At 56.8% G+C, this 16,784-nt stretch carries 18 protein-coding genes; all 18 read right to left on the bottom strand.

Annotated features, from left to right (window positions below; genetic code table 11):
- Positions 1–135: 135 nt before the first annotated feature.
- The 18 genes from JW885_10460 to msrB all read right to left on the bottom strand — a co-directional run bounded on the left by JW885_10460 (position 136) and on the right by msrB (position 16,416).
- Positions 136–738, bottom strand: coding sequence for a peroxiredoxin (locus tag JW885_10460; GenBank protein MBN1882584.1), 603 nt, complete (start codon positions 736–738; stop codon positions 136–138).
- Between the two features lie 71 nt (positions 739–809).
- Complete coding sequence (locus JW885_10455) at positions 810–1,382, bottom strand: TlpA family protein disulfide reductase (protein MBN1882583.1); 573 nt, start codon at positions 1,380–1,382, stop codon at positions 810–812.
- Between the two features lie 43 nt (positions 1,383–1,425).
- Positions 1,426–1,959 carry a ferritin family protein gene (locus tag JW885_10450; protein MBN1882582.1) on the bottom strand — a complete coding sequence of 178 codons (534 nt, stop codon included), beginning with the start codon at positions 1,957–1,959 and terminating at the stop codon, positions 1,426–1,428.
- Between the two features lie 84 nt (positions 1,960–2,043).
- Positions 2,044–2,565 (bottom strand): ferritin, encoded by a 522-nt coding sequence (locus JW885_10445; protein ID MBN1882581.1) that lies wholly within the window; start codon positions 2,563–2,565, stop codon positions 2,044–2,046.
- Between the two features lie 5 nt (positions 2,566–2,570).
- Positions 2,571–2,948 carry a desulfoferrodoxin gene (locus JW885_10440; GenBank protein ID MBN1882580.1) on the bottom strand — a complete coding sequence of 126 codons (378 nt, stop codon included), beginning with the start codon at positions 2,946–2,948 and terminating at the stop codon, positions 2,571–2,573.
- Positions 2,949–2,995: 47 nt separating this feature from the next.
- Positions 2,996–3,406 carry a Rieske (2Fe-2S) protein gene (locus tag JW885_10435; GenBank protein MBN1882579.1) on the bottom strand — a complete coding sequence of 137 codons (411 nt, stop codon included), beginning with the start codon at positions 3,404–3,406 and terminating at the stop codon, positions 2,996–2,998.
- Positions 3,407–3,569: 163 nt separating this feature from the next.
- Positions 3,570–4,355 (bottom strand): DNA/RNA nuclease SfsA, encoded by a 786-nt coding sequence (gene sfsA / locus JW885_10430; GenBank protein ID MBN1882578.1) that lies wholly within the window; start codon positions 4,353–4,355, stop codon positions 3,570–3,572.
- Positions 4,356–4,535: 180 nt separating this feature from the next.
- Positions 4,536–5,738, bottom strand: coding sequence for an FAD-dependent oxidoreductase (locus JW885_10425; GenBank protein MBN1882577.1), 1,203 nt, complete (start codon positions 5,736–5,738; stop codon positions 4,536–4,538).
- A gap of 61 nt (positions 5,739–5,799) precedes the next feature.
- A complete protein-coding gene (locus JW885_10420; GenBank protein ID MBN1882576.1) occupies positions 5,800–6,054 on the bottom strand; it encodes a glutaredoxin family protein in 255 nt (84 codons plus the stop codon).
- A gap of 56 nt (positions 6,055–6,110) precedes the next feature.
- The gene (locus JW885_10415) at positions 6,111–6,272 is read right to left on the bottom strand and encodes a rubredoxin (protein ID MBN1882575.1); all 162 of its coding nucleotides are present in this window, start codon (positions 6,270–6,272) and stop codon (positions 6,111–6,113) included.
- Between the two features lie 98 nt (positions 6,273–6,370).
- Complete coding sequence (locus JW885_10410; GenBank protein MBN1882574.1) at positions 6,371–7,345, bottom strand: NAD(P)H-dependent oxidoreductase; 975 nt, start codon at positions 7,343–7,345, stop codon at positions 6,371–6,373.
- 10 nt (positions 7,346–7,355) lie between these two features.
- A complete protein-coding gene (locus tag JW885_10405; GenBank protein ID MBN1882573.1) occupies positions 7,356–8,525 on the bottom strand; it encodes a SufD family Fe-S cluster assembly protein in 1,170 nt (389 codons plus the stop codon).
- A complete protein-coding gene (locus JW885_10400; protein ID MBN1882572.1) occupies positions 8,510–9,268 on the bottom strand; it encodes an ATP-binding cassette domain-containing protein in 759 nt (252 codons plus the stop codon). The genes JW885_10405 and JW885_10400 overlap by 16 nt, the downstream gene beginning before the upstream one ends.
- An 86-nt stretch (positions 9,269–9,354) precedes the next feature.
- Positions 9,355–11,850 (bottom strand): copper-translocating P-type ATPase, encoded by a 2,496-nt coding sequence (locus JW885_10395; GenBank protein ID MBN1882571.1) that lies wholly within the window; start codon positions 11,848–11,850, stop codon positions 9,355–9,357.
- Positions 11,834–12,034, bottom strand: a complete 201-nt coding sequence (locus tag JW885_10390) for a heavy-metal-associated domain-containing protein (protein ID MBN1882570.1) — start codon at positions 12,032–12,034, stop codon at positions 11,834–11,836. Before JW885_10390 ends, JW885_10395 begins: the two co-directional genes overlap by 17 nt.
- Positions 12,035–12,086: 52 nt before the next feature.
- Entirely contained in the window at positions 12,087–13,040 is a 954-nt protein-coding gene (locus JW885_10385) for a hypothetical protein (protein MBN1882569.1), read from the bottom strand.
- 182 nt (positions 13,041–13,222) lie between these two features.
- Positions 13,223–15,331 carry a thioredoxin domain-containing protein gene (locus JW885_10380; GenBank protein ID MBN1882568.1) on the bottom strand — a complete coding sequence of 703 codons (2,109 nt, stop codon included), beginning with the start codon at positions 15,329–15,331 and terminating at the stop codon, positions 13,223–13,225.
- Positions 15,332–15,546: 215 nt separating this feature from the next.
- Positions 15,547–16,416, bottom strand: a complete 870-nt coding sequence (gene msrB / locus JW885_10375; GenBank protein MBN1882567.1) for a peptide-methionine (R)-S-oxide reductase MsrB — start codon at positions 16,414–16,416, stop codon at positions 15,547–15,549.
- Positions 16,417–16,784: the final 368 nt, after the last annotated feature.

Raw genomic sequence — 16,784 nt, 5'->3', positions numbered from 1 at the left:
GGATAGAGGACGATGTGTCAATAGAACGTTAGCCCGAAAACGGCATAACCGCCGCAGATAAAAAACCCGGATGCGATCCGGGTTTTTTTATGAACGATTTCACAGGGGAAGATTACAGGTAGGTGTCAAACAGCTCTACAGGGCCTCCATTGCCTCTTTCAAATCCCCCAGGTCCGGGCGCTCGTTGATGTCGTGCACGTCGATATACCGAATGATCCCCTCGGTATCGATGAGAAACAGCGCCCGCTCGCTGGTTCCGTCACGTCTCAGCACCCCGTACGTCTCCGCCACCTCCCCGTGGGGCCAGAAGTCCGACACCACATCGAACCATACCTCCCCCATCTCCTGGGTCCAAGCGAAGAGGGTGGGGATGTTATCGACGGTGATGCCGATGAGCACCGCGTTGTGCTCCCTGAAAAGATCAACGGCAAGCACATATCCCGGCCACTGGTCCGAGCAGACCGGCGTCCATGCCGCGGGGACGAAGGAAAGAACCACGTTTTTCTTTCCCCGGTAGTCACCGAGGGTAACATCGCTCCCCGCAATGGACGGGAGCGTAAAATCCGGCGCCTCGTCCCCCACCGCCACCTTCAGAACGCTGTCGGTTGCCGGGAGAACACCCGGGTCATATATATATTCCTCAAGCTCCGCCCCGGCGCCGGATGCCGCCGACACAACTACGAACACCGCCGCCGCCAAAAGTGACACAACGGACCGTATAATCACATCAAGTTTCATCGTGCTTCCTTTTCGCAGAAATCTGTTTTGTCTTTTAAAAATCCACTGCACCCGGTCGGAAAAAACGATCGCTACCGGTCGACGAGATGAGATTTGAGCACCTCGAGAAAATCGGCAGTATCTTCGATTTTTCCCACCTGGGTGAAGAGAACAATCATCTCTCCGGAACCATCCCGGGCCACCAGCATATATGTAGGTGTACCGCGAATGCCCGCATCATTCATGAAGGCCCCCGTTTTGTCCGAGAACATCGGGAACGGGATATCGTACTCATCCCGGAAATAATCGACCTCGTAGTCGCTGTTCTTGATACCCACGCCGATGAATTTCAACGATCCGGACAGCTCCTCGTCCGCCTCGATCAGCCCATACAGAATGACCGTATCCGGGGCGTCCGCCTGGCAGTGGGGACAATACATGGAAAAATATTCTATGAGGACCGCGTCGGCATCTATATCCCTGATGGGAAAGGGGTCGTCTCCGGTCACCCCGAGGTAGCGTCCGTCCTGCTTATCGGGAGCGGGAAGGAGCGTGCCCGGCAACGTGTCGCCCGCAGACAGGAGTTCGGCACACACCGCTGGATGCGCCAGGAGAATCGAAAGCCCTATGATCGCCGCTGCTATTATATATGTCTTACCGTTCATACCCACCCCACTTAATTATCGTTGTAAAGAGATGCGTGACGACTCAGGCACCGTCCAGCCCGCCGTGTTCTTGTTCCCGAAACCAGATCTCGGGATCCGTGAGATACAGCTTCATGTCTCCAAGGATTTTATAATGTGACCGCTCCTCGGCGACCATCTCCTCGATGAACTCCCGCTCCAGCGTCTCGACCGCGTCCGACAGATGCTCCCGGTAGAACGCCACCGCGTTTTGTTCAAAATCAAGTCCGACATCCAGTGCTTCGATATCGGACGTGTCAGCCGTAATGTCCGTTCCGTGACGCTTCGCAAGTTCCGTAAAGAACTCTTCCAGATCCCCGTGATCCGGCTTGATCACCTTCCACTCCGACGTCCAGTCCTCATTCTGTTCGAGATGTGCATAGATCTTCATGATCCGATCCATGTGGACCCGCTCTTCCTCCTTGAGCATCTGGAATATCTCTTTTCCCACTTGGTTCGAACAGGTTTTAATGGCGTCTTCATAAAACGCCATGCCCTTTCGTTCCATGTCCAGAGCCTTGTTGAGCATGGTGAGCGCCCTCTCGGCTTTTTTCGCCATCGAATCACACTCCTTTCACGTCGCCGGGGGGGGGGAATCCCCCCGTCCGGCGATACTTATGTTATTTCAACGATATCTCAACGCTTATGCTTCCTCCCCTGCAGCTGCGGGCCATGTGGGAGTTCGCTGGCCCAGCTCATTGTTCATCATGAAGAGGGCGCCGGGGGCGTCTTTGATCATCTTGAGCTTGCCGAGGATCCGATCGGCGGCGTCTTCCTCCTCCACCTGCTCGTCCACGTACCAGGTCAGGAAGGATTCGGTCGCCTTGTCGTTCTCTTTTCTGGCGATGTCCACGAGGTTGTGAATCAGCCCGGTGACCTTTACCTCGTGATCATAGGTCGCCTGAAAAACCGCGATGGGGGAATCCCAACTGCTTTCCGGTTGTTCCACCGCCCCGAGGATGACCCGGCCGCCCCGCTCGTTCACGTAGTTGTAAAACTTCATGGCATGATAGAGCTCCTCCAGGGCCTGGGCCTGCATCCACCTGCCGAATCCATCCAGGTTCTCGGATTCGAAATAGGCGGACATGGAGAGATACATATAGGCGGAATAGAGCTCCGCCACAATCTGGTCGTTAATCGCCTTTTCCACATTCTTGTTCAGCATGGCTCCTATCCTTTCCAGAGACCGTGCAGATTGCAATACTCCCGGGCGGTCACCTGCGCGTCAAGCCCGTCGAAAACCGCCTGGGGTTCCTCGCCCGGCTTTAGGAACTTCCGATAGGCCACACCGCTTTCATCGATTACCTCGATCCACTCGATGTAGTGTTTTTCCTCCATTGGATGCGCCACGTCCCCCACCTTCACCTTTACACCGCCCGCCTTCGATTCCTTGACGGGAACGTGCTTTTCCTTCGCCGCGTCCACCGTGTTCTCCTCGAAAAGGACCATGGGCTCTCCGCAGCAGACGAGCTCGCCCTTTCCCTGGTGCAGCACCTCGACGATATTGCCGCACACCTCGCATTTATAAATCTGCAATCTCTTTGTCATGTTTTTTCTCCCGTTATTGTGTTGTACCTATGTTTTTAATATTTATTTTACATTTCGATTTCGCCCTTCACATCCACCAACAGCTCACCGTTCTCCTCCCTGACGGGACGCCATACCAGGTCCTTCTTGGCCGGGCCCTTTGTCACCCTACCCGTTTCGTCATAGGCCGCGTTGTGACAGGGACACTCGAACGTGCCGTCGGCGATCCGATCCACGAAGCATCCCATGTGAGTGCACTTTCCGGACAGGACGGAAAAACCCTCTTCGCTTCTGAAAATATACAGCTTCTCGTCCTCGATTCTCACCGCCCCGCCAACGATGAAATCGTCCACCTTCCCCACAGATATCCATTTCTCCGCCGCCCGTGCGATCAGGCGGAAAGGCCCCAGGGCGGCGGCGGCCGCAACCACGGCGGTGAGAAATCCCAAAAAACTTCTTCTATGACAATGCGATTTCATACCATGCTCCTTTTTATATGTGATGAAACGATGTAATTCGTATAATGTATCACTATTGATAATAATTATCATTTTCTTAGTATAGTGCCGACATCTGACTTTGTCAATAGATTACGTGCGATATCCATCACGGTACGTACAGAAAATAGACACCCTCGTCCGCTCAATCGAGCAGCACCGGAACCATTCCCGTAATCTCCATCCCCTCGATTGTTACATTCGACGACACGGCATAGATTTCCACCCCCCTCTCCCCCGCCGTCCTGAGCGCCTCTCCGAAGGCCGGGTCCATCCGGTCGTTGGGCGTAAATTGCTCGACGTCCCCCCGCTGGGCGACGAACAGCACGGCCGCCCGGTGTCCCTCCCGTACCGCTTCGATCAGCTCCAGGAGGTGTTTCGTTCCCCTTATCGTCGGCGCATCGGGAAACATCGCCTGCCCACCCGTAACCAGCGTCACCCCCTTCACCTCCACGAACAGGCCAAAAGAAACCTCGGGGTGACCGCCGGTCCCGTGTCCCGATTTTGACAGGAAGAAATCGAACCTGCTTTTCCCGAATCGTCTCTCCGCCTCTATTACGTTGTACCCCCGAAACGGATCGAATCGTCCGGCGGTGAAGCATTCCCTTGCCATCCCGTTCGCCGCCGTCGACTCGATGGAAACCAGCGTCGTCTCCATCCGGGCGAGCACAAGGGTATAGGCGGTCTTTCGCTTGGGATCGGCCTCTCCCCTCAGGTACACGCGGCGTCCGGAGGTCAGAATTTCCGTGAGTCTTCCGGAGTTCGGCACGTGCACCGACACAATCGGATCATCAGACGGATACGGTCTTTGAGTATCGATACTTCCCGGATTTTCTTCACTCTCTTTTGCTGCATCGAGCATCACCCGGGCGAGTAATCTGTTATCCCGGGCGATGAACCGGGCCGGTATGAGCGGGCCGCGATGCTTCATGTATCTCTGCTTTCCGGAGGGAACGTATGTAAAACAAAGCGGTGAGAAATGAGGAAAGAAGAATCAGAATGGAACTGCGGATTTATGGAGAAAATATAAAAGGAAAAGAGCATGAGAGCGTTCGCATGGGCGACATCTCGGCGCCCGCTATCTTGTCCCCCGTCAGGAAAGCCGTTCACCCTATCTCTGGTTTATCAGATAATTATACGCGGAGAGAGCCGCCTTTGCGCCCTCGCCCGCCGCAACGATGACCTGTTTGAAGGGGACGTTCGTCACATCGCCTGCGGCGAATACCCCGGACATGCCGGTCCTGCACTCGCTGTCCACGGTGATCTCGCCGATACGATTCGTGGTGAGGGTGTCGATGACGAGGTCCGAGTTGGGCAACAGGCCGATCTCGATAAATACGCCGTCGGTATCGAGCGTTTTTATCTCGCCGCTTGTTATGGATTCGATTTCGATGCCGGTGACCGATTTATCCCCGATAATCTTTTTTGTGTTGTACTCGGTATAGATATCCACCTTCTCCATCCCCTCCACCTTTTCCGTCAGGATGGGATCGCCGGTCAGCGGTGTGAGGGATATCAGGTGCACGTGATTCGCCACCTTCTCCAGATCTATCACCGCCTCCAGCGCCGAGTTTCCTCCGCCCACCACCGCTGCGGTCAGGTCCACGTATAACGGCGCGTCACAGGTGGAGCAGTATGCCACGCCCCGGCCGGTAAATTCCTTTTCCCCCGGGACCCCAAGGGGACGGGGACTCTTTCCGGTGGCGATGATGACGGTTTTTGCGAGAGAGATTTTGTTGTCGGAGGTGGTAACCTTCTTGATCCGTCCCGAGAGCTCCACGGAGATAACCTCAATCCCCTCCCTTTTTTCGACGTTATACTTTTCCACGTGCTCATGGAACTTGGATATCAAGTCCGCGGTATCCACCCCGCTAAAACCGAGGTAATTGTCGATGTCATAGGTCCATACCACCTGGCCGCCGATGTCCTTTGCGATCAGGAGCGTCTTCATCAGCTTTCTCGCGGCATAAATACCGGCGGAGAGCCCCGCGGGCCCTCCGCCGATGACGATCAGATCGTAAATGCCGGATTCCCTTGCGGCGCTCTCCGTCACTTTATCGGTCCGCCCCAGCCTCTCCCACAGGATACCGGTGGCCTCCAGATACACCAGGTCGCTGTAGCCGCCCAGCGGCTCTCCGTCGATGCATATCTGAGGGACCGAACCGCTTCGGGTTTTCTTTTTCATCCGCTGCCAGTCTTCCGAGTCGGGACTGGCGGGAATCTCCTCAAATTCGATTCCCTTTTCGACCAAGAACGCCTTGGCCTTGATGCAGAACGGACATCCCTCGATCGTATAAATTTTCAGTGTCGGCATAGGTATTCACACCAGAAAAAAGGCCGAAACACCACCCGAATCCATCGATGGATCGGTATTCTCACGACGTAAGGCATTCATCGAGGATCTTCTCAATGCGGGCCTGATCGAAGCCGATGATTACCTCGTCACAGATATGCAGCACCGGAACGCTCAGTCCCCCCTGGGTGAGTTTTCTCATCTCCTCAAGGGCGTCTCTGTCCTTGGTGACATCGTGATCAATGAACTCGACTTCTTTTTTTGAAAGAAACTCTTTCGCCTTTTTGCAGAAGGGACACGTTGGTGTGGAATATACGACAACCTTTGATTCCGTCATTGCGTTATCCTTCCATGCATGGGGTGAAAAATGTATCGGAGCGGCTTCTCCGGTCATCAGGATACCGGCTCGAAGTCCTCCTTCGGGGCGCCGCATACCGGGCACACCCAGTATTCCGGGATATCCTCGAATGCCGTCCCCGGCGCCACATCGTTGTCCGGATCTCCCGCTTCCGGATCATAAATATAGCCGCACACCTGACATTCATACTTTTGCATCTGGACTGTTCCTCCTGATTGATGTTTCTTCATTTTTTATTTTTATTATTATACCAGCTTGCATTGTATTGTACATGAGTAATATATATTTTTTCCGTTCACTCTCCCCCAATAGACGTAACAAGCTCCGCAACTTTTCTCCGTATGTCATCTCTGGTCCTTTTCATGAACGGGAGTGTTTTCCCGGCGGGATCGTCTATTTCCCAGTCGATCACCTCCACGCCGGGAACCACAGGACAGGCGTCCATGCATCCCATCGAGACGATCAGCTCCGGGTCCCCCGCGGCCAGGGCCACCTCGATTGATCTCGGCTCCAGATAGCTCATGTCTATCCCCACCTCACCCATCACCTCGATCATCATTGGGTTGACAGCCGCAGCAGGGGTATCGCCGGCGGATATCGGCTCGATGATGCTCCCCGCGTCCTTCCTGGCAAACGCCCACGCCATCTGGCTGCGACAGGCGTTTTCCCGGCAGAGAAAGAGCACCCGCCGACGCCCAAGGAGATCCGCCGTCGCACCTCGCGCGAGGTCGGCGGCGTCCTTCAGAGCCGTCGGGTGGCCGTCGATATCACCGATGTGTTCGATCCCCCTGAAACCGAGGGAGCCGAAATGACGAGCACCCACGGCGTCGAAGAAGTATTTGAACACCAACCCCGCGCCTTCAAAGAGCCGATCACCCTTGGTGGCCCCCACGGAGAGAAAGACGCCCCGTCTTATCCCCCGGCCCGGATCGGAGAGCCCCCGTACGTACCTGCTGTTCCACATGGCCTGGGACCGATCGATGAGCGCCTTTAGTGAGGCGGTAACGCCGTAAAAGAACATCGGGCTCGCCGCCGCCACCAGGTCCGCCCGGCGAAGCAGCGGATAGACCGCCTGCATATCGTCATCAATCACACATCTGCCGTCTTTCCGACAGGCGTTGCACTCCCGGCAGGGGTGGATGTCCATCTCGGCGACGTTGAGGGTCTCGATCTCACCCCCGAGTCGCTTCGCCTCATCCATGAAGGCGGACAACAGACGCGCCGTGTTTCCCTCCAACCGCGGGCTTCCCTGAAGTCCCAACACAAGCATACCGGTCCCCCTACATGGCTCCGGAATCACCCAGCCTGATGTTCTTATCGATCTCCGTCTGGAGTTCCGGCGGCAGGCCCTCCATGTCCACCTTCAGAAAGCCCCGAACGATCACGCTGATGGCTTCCTCCTCCGAGAGTCCTCGGGCCATCAGGTACTGTATCTCGTCCTGATTGATGCGGCCCACCGCCGCCTCGTGGGACATTTCCAGCCCCTCGCTGTGTCCCTCAAGCTCGGGGATGGCGATAACCGACCCGTCCCCCAGAATCAATCCCTTGCACTCAAGGTGCGCCCGGGCCCCCGGCACCTTCCCGATCAGGCGACCCCGGGCCGTGATGCGTCCGCCGGTGGTGATCGCCCGGGAGATGATCTCCGCCCGGGACCGAGCACCGGTCAGCACAACGCCGCTGCCGATGTCCATTTCGGCCCCCTTGGGGGCCACCAGCACAGAATTGAAGCGGGCCACCGAATCATCCCCCTCAAGGTAGGCCATCGGGTACATCTGGATGGTCTCGACCGGGTTGAGGATGATGTAGTTGTTGACGAATCGTCCGCCGTCCTCGATGCGGGTGGCGGAGCGTGGCCTGACGGTGATCCCCTCGCCCCAGTTATGGATCATCGTAAAGCTGAGGGAGGCGTTCTTCTTTACATACAACTCGGAGACGCCGATATGCAGGCCGCTGGCCAGCCCCGGTGTTGTGGAACAGCCGGTGATGATGTGAAGCTCCGATCCCTCCTCCGCGATAATGATATTATGCACATTTTGGGATATGTTGTTCGTAGCAAGATAGAGGCACGCCTGGACCGGCCTAAGGGATTTCACCCCAGGCAGCGCCCGGATAAAATAGCCTAAATGCGGCTTTTCCACCACTTTTTTGGTAAATTCGTCCTTGTCTCTGGGGACGATCCGCCAGAGATATTCCTCCAGCCAGTCGTGGGTCTTGAGGGCTGTTTGGATGTCCATGATCTCAAGACCCTCCTGGGCCACATTGCAGTGCACAACGCTGTGATCCTTCTGGATGTAGGTGCCCGAGCGCTCGTCGCCTGTGGTGTCGATCCCCGCCAGGGTCATGCGCTCCCGGTCGGCCCCTGAGATGGAGTCGAGGTCATCAATATACTCATGCTCCCCACCCTCGTGTACGTATTCATCGACGATGGATTTATCTACTGTTTCAGACATTTCAGGCACTCCTCGTATCCATGTTGTGAAATCCCTCGGAGCAGCTCCCGGGGGTGTCCCTGGCAGGCGATAACGCCGTCATAGATGACGCTGGCCTGGTCGGCGTTCACGTAATCCAGGATGTGTCCGGTGTGGGTGATGATCAACCCCGAGCGTGTAATGTTCTCCCGATCTTTTTTCAAACAGTATTCCTTGCCCCCCAGGCCGTACCCATGAATCAACTGGTTGATGGTGTTCCCAATGAGGTGTATGCTCTCAAGGTCCACCCCGGACTCCGGCTCGTCGAATAACAAGAGTTCCGGTCCCTGTACCATCAGCTGCAAAAGCTCCGAACGCTTGATCTCCCCTCCGGAAAAGCCGACGTTCAGATCGCGATCCAGGAACTCCTTGAATCGAAGGCTCTCCGCGAGACGCGCGAGGTCATCCCCCTCACACCCCAGAAGCCCCAGCAGATCCCCCAGCTTCAGGCCGTCCACGGAGGGAGGCCGCTGAAAGGACATGCCGATGCCCATCTTCGCCCGGGCGTCCACTGAGAGGTCCGTAATACGCTCCCCCTTGAAATAGATCTCGCCGTCGAGGACATTGTATCCCTCATAGCCGATGATCGTCATCAAGAGTGATGTCTTGCCCGAGCCATTCGGGCCGAAGAGCACGTGGGTTTTCCCATCGGGTACGTGAAGGTTGATGTTCTTGAGCACAACCTTTCCCTCCACCTCCACCTTCAATCCTTCTATATCGAGCATGGTCAGCTCTCCTTTACTATTTCTCTGTATTAAAAGTACACATACATTATATATAATTTCAGTATCGCTTACAATGCAATATTCGATTATTTTTTTGTGCGCCGCCTCCACGAGAAACGAAGCCTGAGGGAATTGCTCACCACGAAGATGGAGCTCAATGCCATCGCCGTCGCCGCCATCACGGGGCTTAAGAATATCCCCGCCACCGGGTAGAGCACGCCCGCCGCAACCGGTATCCCCAGGCTGTTGTAGAAAAACGCCCAGAAGAGATTCTGCTTGATGTTCCTCATGGTCATCCGAGAGAGGTCCAGGGCCGAAAGAATCGCCGTCAGGTCGTTTCTCATCAGGGTCACGTCCGCCGCCTCGATGGCCACGTCTGTTCCCGCCCCCATGGCTATGCCCACATCCGCCTGGGCAAGCGCCGGGGCGTCATTGACACCGTCCCCCACCATCGCCACGATCCTCCCCTTTCCCTGAAAGTTTGCAAGCCGCCGCGCCTTGTCTTCGGGGAGGACCCCCGCCACGACTTTTTCGATGCCCAGGTCCCGGGCGATGGCCTCGGCGGTCGACTCATTATCCCCGGTCAGCATGACCACGTCGACCCCCCGCAGGATGAGCTCCCGAACGACCTCTCTCGATTCCGCCTTCGGCTCATCCCTCAACGCGACGAACCCGAGGAGCGCGTCCTCTTTGGCCACAAACACCACACTCTTTCCTGCTCTCCTGTAGGTTTCGGCGACGTCGAACATACCCGCATCATCGATGCCGCTTTGGGAAAAGAGCTCGTTGCTGCCCGCCAATATCGTTCCCACATCCGTCACCGCCCGCACCCCCAGGCCCGAGAGCGCCGTGGTTTCGGACACCTCGTCCGGCGTTATCCCCATCGATGCCGCCGACTGCACGATCGCCGCCGCCAGGGGATGCTCCGACCTCGCTTCCGCCGTCGCCGCGGCGGACAAGAGCTCGCGTTCGGAGGCCCCCACCGCAGCCACCGCGTCCGTCACCCGGGGGGTGCCCTCGGTGAGCGTGCCGGTTTTGTCGAATACTATCGTGTTTACCCGATATGCCCGCTCAAAGCTCTCGCCCCCCCGGATCAGCACGCCGGAAAACGCACCGAGACCCGTCCCCACCATCACGGCCACCGGCGTCGCCAAGCCCATGGCGCAGGGACATGATATAATCAGGACCGATACGAAGATCAGGAGCGCCTGGGCGAAGGTTGTGCCGGGGACCAGAAAAAACCACACCAAAAACGCCGCCAGGGCGATACTCATGACCACCGGGACGAACACCGCCGCCACCCTGTCCGCCGCCCGCTGGATGGGGGCCTTGGATCCCTGGGCCTGTTCCACCAGCTCGATGATACGGGCGAGCATCGTCCCGCTTCCCACTTTCGACACCGTAAACGTCACGCCGCCGGTACGGTTGATGGTTCCACCGAAGACGTCGTCCCCAACCCTCTTTTCCACCGGATTCGATTCACCGGTGAGCATCGATTCGTCCACCGCCGTCGACCCGGACTCGATCACCCCGTCGGTCGGGATCTTCTCTCCGGGACGAACCAGCACCACATCACCGGGCACCAGGGTTTCCACCGGCACCTCCTCCTCCCTTCCTTCCCGCAGGAGACGGGCGGTTTTCGGCGATAGATCCACCAGCCTTCTTATGGCATCGGACGCCCTGCCCCGGGCCCGCGCCTCCAGAAACCTCCCCAGAAGCACGATGGTGACGATCATGGCGGCGCCGTCGAAATAGACATGGGGGAGAATCCCCGTTGTCGAGAAGAGGCGGGGAAAGAGCACGGCCACCGTGGAATAAAGATACGCCGACAGCGTTCCCACCGCCACCAGACTGTTCATGTCCGCGGTTTTCTGCTTCAGCGCCTTGAGTGCGCCGCGGTAAAACCGTCCGCCCACCCAGAAGAGCACCGGCGTGGTTAAAAGAAACAACAGAGGCAGGCGGGTTGCATCGGGGACTGTCCGTACGAAGGGGAAGAGCATCGGCATGGAGCCGATGAAAACGAGAATCGTGAGAACGATGCCCACGATGAGCCGCGTGACCAGGTCCCGTTCTTCCTTCTTCCGCATCCGCTCGATGGGATCGTCATCTGTGTGACCTCCCGACACCCCGAGAAAATCGTAGCCCGCTCCCCTCACCGCAGCCCTGATCGCCGCGATATCCGCCACCCCCACATCATATCGGACGTCCACCCTTCCGGTGGCGAGGTTCACCGATGCCTCGGAGACACCCTCCACGGCCTCCAGGGCCTTCTCGACCCGCCGTACACAGGCAGCGCATGTCATACCCCCCACGGAAATCGTGACACGGGACATGCCGTCACCCGTGCCCGCCGCTTTCTCCACAGCGGTATATCCCATGGAGTGTACCGCATCGACCAGGTCTGTGCTCTTGACTCGATTCGGGTCGTAGGAGACCGAGGCGCTCTCCGCCGCGAAGTTGACCTGTGCCTCTTCCACTCCGGGAATATTCTTCAGCCCCTCTTCCAGCCGCACCACACAGGTCGGGCAGTCCATCCCTGATATGGAAAGCCGGGCTTCGGTCTTTTCACGATTCGAGTTCATAGCCCGCATCCTCGATGTTTCTTCTCACCTCGTCATAATCGACGGGGCCGACCTCGTCGAAAACCGCCTCACCGTTTTGAAGCGACACCGATATGTTCTTTATGCCGTCAATATTCGTGAGCGCTCCAGTCACCGCCTTCACGCAGTGCTGACACGACATACCTTTTATTTTTATCGTCTTCATGATTCATCCCCCTCGTTTCTCTTACACTATAATAACAGAGTAATATAGTCAATTATTTTGATTTGTCCAGTCTTTTTTTTTCATCCGGACGATATTTTTGAAAAAAACGATCGAGCCAGATGACATAAAGAATCATCACTGCGGTCTGTATCGCCGCGGGAATGGCTGATATATCGGAAATAAATATCAATGCGATACCGCCGGCCAGGGCATAGTTCTTGAGGGTGAAAAGGAGCGTCAGGCTGACGCCGTCTTCATGACCCAATCCCCCCCTCACAGTGACGACATATACCAGAAGGCCGAGTATAAACGTCACAGATACGCTCACCAACACCACCGGCAGAAGGGCCCCGACATGTTCCAGAATCACGTCTCTATTGACGGCCACGATGGTATACATGACCACAAAGAACGACCAGTTCGTAATCGGCCCGCGGTACGGCTCAAGACTCACGTCAAACCGCATCAGACGGATGATCCGGGAGATCAGAAACGGGGCGACAATCAGCCCGCCGACGGTCAGCATGAGCCGCTTCGGCTCGATCAATGATTCCCCTGAGACGACGAACGACATCAGGGGAAGGGTGACGAAGGCGGCGGCGTATCCCGCCAGGATGGCCGTCAGGGTGAGCGTGCGGTTTCCCCGGAACATATCGGTAAACGGCATCACCGCCACCGCCGGAGGGGCGGCGGCAATGAGAAGAAAACCGGCCAGGAAATCGGGCGTATCCATAACAATTTTCGAGAGCGCAATCGTCAAGCCGCCCAACAGCAGGTAACTGCCGCCGACACCTGTGGCGGCGTACACAAGGGCCCGTGAGGGTTTTTCCCACAGTTCGCTTCCAATGCCCAGCATCGAGACGGTCATCACCACACCCAGAAAAACAAGCATCACCGGCCGGGTATAGCGCACTCCTTCCGGCAGCGTGAGGGCCAGCACCAGGGAGAGAAGGAAGATGCTGTTTCGGCTGCGTGCGAGAGACACCGCTTTTTTGAGAATTCCCATGATGTATGTCGCCTTTCTCTGCCCATATGAGAGATTCCGAGCATTTCAATATCGTGCGACGTACTCCCCGTCCTTCTGGAGTATCTACGACACATATTGTTGTCTTTGATGTACTCTACCATAAAAAAACAGCGGGAGCGAATCAGATCCGCCGCCTATGGATATGACAGGGCCATCTTAACTCATCGGCCTTCATGCAGCGCCGAGCCGCCCTCTTTCAGAACCGATTTCATAACCTGGGGATCGGTCACGGGTTCCATACACGTCCGATTTCGGCAGAGATAGACCGTCGCTCTCCCGTCCACCATCCGCATCGACCCGGTATCGGGGGCGATCTTCTCCAGGAGTCCGGTATTATCATCTATGTCCTTGTATATCAGGACAGAACCCAAAGAGAGATACCGGCCGGCGATTTTCCTCATCCTCTCGGTTGCAGGATCACCTTTTCGACCCACAACAACCGCCCTCATCGACGATGAAAGATGGACGTCCAGCGCCGTCAGGTACATGGTGTGGGACGAGGGGTACCGCCCGGCTTCCTGCGCCATGTCGGCGATCAACTCCCCGGCGGATACGCGGTACTCGTCCAGGCCTGTGAATTCGAAGAGCCGAACCAGGTTCAGTGCCGCTACGGAGCTCCCAGACGGCACGGCGGTGTCATGATAATCCTTTTGAGCAATGATCATCTTTTCGGCGAATCTGTCGGAGAGAAAATACCCGCCGCCGTCGGGGTCGTAAAACCGTCTTTTCATCTCATCGGTGAAGTGAACCGCCCGCTCAAGATAGGTCGGCTCACCCGACGCCTCGAAAAGCTCCAAAAGCCCCCAGGTGAAATATGCGTAATCGTCGAGAAATCCGGGCTGCGTTCGGTCTCCCCGGCGATACCGCCGAAAGAGCCCGCCCCGATCGTCCGTCAGCTCCCGCAGCACGAAATCCGCCGCCCTCCTCGCCGCACTGATGCGACGGTTGTCCCCCAGCACCCGCCCGGCCCGGGCGAGGGACGCGATCATCAGTCCGTTCAGGCCGGTGATGATCTTGTCGTCCAGAAGCGGCCGGGGTCTCCCCTCCCGTGCGGCGAAAAGCTTCTTCCTGATCTCCTCAATCTTTTCTATACATCCTCCCGGATCGATCCCCCGGGATGCGGCGAATTCGTCCGGGCTTGATGTCACATGGGGGATGCTCCTGCCGTCCTCAAAATTCCCTCCCTCTGTGATGCCGAAGAATCCGCACGCGATCTCCGCCTCGTTGCGATCGAGGATCTCCCGCACCTCCCGGGGCGTCCAGGTATAAAACCGCCCCTCGCCGCCGTCGCTGTCGGCGTCCTCGGCGGTATAAAATCCCCCCATCCGATCCGTCATGCGCCCGAGCACATAGGCGTGGATGTCATCGGCGATATCTGCATATCGGCGGTTTCCGGTAATCTGGAAGACCTCCACTGCGGCGAGGGAGACCAGGGCCTGGTCGTACAGCATCTTTTCGAAGTGCGGCACCAGCCACGTGTTGTCCGTGGCGTATCGATGAACGCCGAGGCCCACCTGGTCGAAGATGCCGCCGTTTCTTATCCGATCCAGGGTTTCCGTCGCCATCCCGAGTGCGCGGTCGTTGCCACCCTGGCGATACATCCTGACAAGAAACATCAAATGGTGGGGTATCGGAAATTTCGGCGCGGGGCCGAATCCCGCCCTGAGGGGATCGTACGCCCGCTCGAGCTCTGTGTATCCTCGATGGAGCTGGGATTCATCTATCGTACCGCCGCCTTCCGATTTATGGACTTTTTTCAGATGAGCGGTGATCTCTCGCCCGGCCTCGTCTATCCTGCCTCGATCGTGCCGCCACGCCTCGACCACTCGATGGAGCAGGTCGAGAAATCCCGGTACGCCCGGACGGGACGTCTTCGGGAAATAGGTGCCCGCGAAAAACGGGAGCTTTTCCGGCGTCAGAAACAGCGTCAGGGGCCACCCGCCGGAACCGGTCATGGCCAGGCATGCCGCCATGTAGACGGCATCGACATCCGGGCGCTCCTCCCGATCCACCTTGATGGAAATAAAATGCTCGTTCAAAAACGTCGCCACCCGGTCATCCTCGAAGCTCTCATGGGCCATGACATGGCACCAATGACAGGTGGAATACCCGATGGAGAGAAAGAGAGGCTTATCCTCCCGGGCGGCGCGTTCGAACGCCTCCTCCCCCCAGGGATACCACTCGACCGGGTTGTCCGCATGCTGGATCAGATAGGGGCTTTTCTCGTCCGCCAGACGGCGAAGGGAGCCCTGACGCTCTTTTATATCCATGTCTCACCCCTTTCCGGACGCACCATGTGTGATATACTCAATATCACACGCCGACTCCCGTTTTCCTTGTGTCCCCTCCGATAATCCCGATTCCCCCACACGTCAATGCGTCCGGGATAGAGAGTCTTCGAAATAATGTTTGCTTCCCATACAGACGTCGATAAGAAGGAATTATTTTACAACCTTCGTGTTCATCTGATGCATCCTCACATCCATCATTCGCCGCCCTCTGGCACAAACGTGAGGGCAAGGGAGTTGATGCAGTATCTGAGCCCCGTGGGTTTTGGGCCGTCGTGAAACACGTGGCCTAGATGGGAATCGCACCGAGAGCACAGCACCTCGTTCCTGACCATGCCGAAGCTCGTGTCTTTCTCTTCCGTAATATGGTCTTCATCTATAGGCGCCCAGTAGCTTGGCCAGCCGGTGCCGGATTCGAATTTCGTCTCGGATGAAAAGAGCGGCAGGCCGCAGACCGCGCAGAGGTATACCCCCTCATCCTTATTGTCCCAGTACTCCCCGGTAAAGGGACTCTCGGTTCCCTTCTCCCGGGTCACGTGGTACACATCCGGCGGGAGTATTTCCCGCCATTCCTCGTCTGTCTTGATGATTTTTTCCGGCCGTCCGGACACATCCGAATTCTCCGCCATACTCTCCTCAAAGGCCGTCCGTATCTCCTCGATCCGTCTTTTGTTCGTTTCCATATCTTTATTTTCCTTTCTTAACGCCGACCGCACATGTATCAGGCCGCCCTCCCCGTCGACGAGAAACTCAACGTCTCCTGCGGGCCGAAATAAACCCGATACATATTCCGCATGGATGTAGGCGTCTTCCACGGTCACACGCTTTACATGCTTCATTGAATCGATCACAGCGGAAAGTATCGTCTCGGCTTCCTTCACCGATCCGTCGAAGGAAAGCGGCTCCACCCAATGAGCGGGGTCATCCGAGTAAGACGACACGCAGTCGGCGCCGCCGGAACAAGGGGCCAATCGCCCGTCGATTACCCCCGGCACACTCGACACCTCCCCACTGCACTGCGCCAGAAACAGTATAGCCAACGCGAACGCCGCCCATCTGAAATTCATATCCGTCCTCATATCATAATGATAACTATTCTTGTTAGACTTTAATTTAAATATAACAACCATAAGGCCCGTTGTAAAGGAATATTATGAGTGATTTTATAGTATTTTATATGCTTCAAAGAAATGCTGCACAACACGGAAAACGTCCCGGTCGATTCTGAAATTTTCGCTGAAGATGTCTGTCGGTATCGAAATGATGCAGACTGATAACTCCTGGCTCTTTCGATGATCGAGCAGGCCTCACGCCCCCCGAACGATTCTCCATCCGGACGATCTAAAAGTTCCACCTGACATCCCCGATAACACCTTGATATCACGGTCGAGGAACTCCCCCTGCGGCCGGCCCCCGCACGGTCGATAAAGGTGCG

The organism is Candidatus Zymogenaceae bacterium (assembly GCA_016931225.1).
Taxonomy (GTDB): Bacteria; Desulfobacterota; Zymogenia; order Zymogenales; family Zymogenaceae; genus JAFGFE01.
The sequence above is the reverse complement of the archived record's forward strand: the minus strand, read 5'-3'. Positions and strand labels throughout refer to the sequence as shown.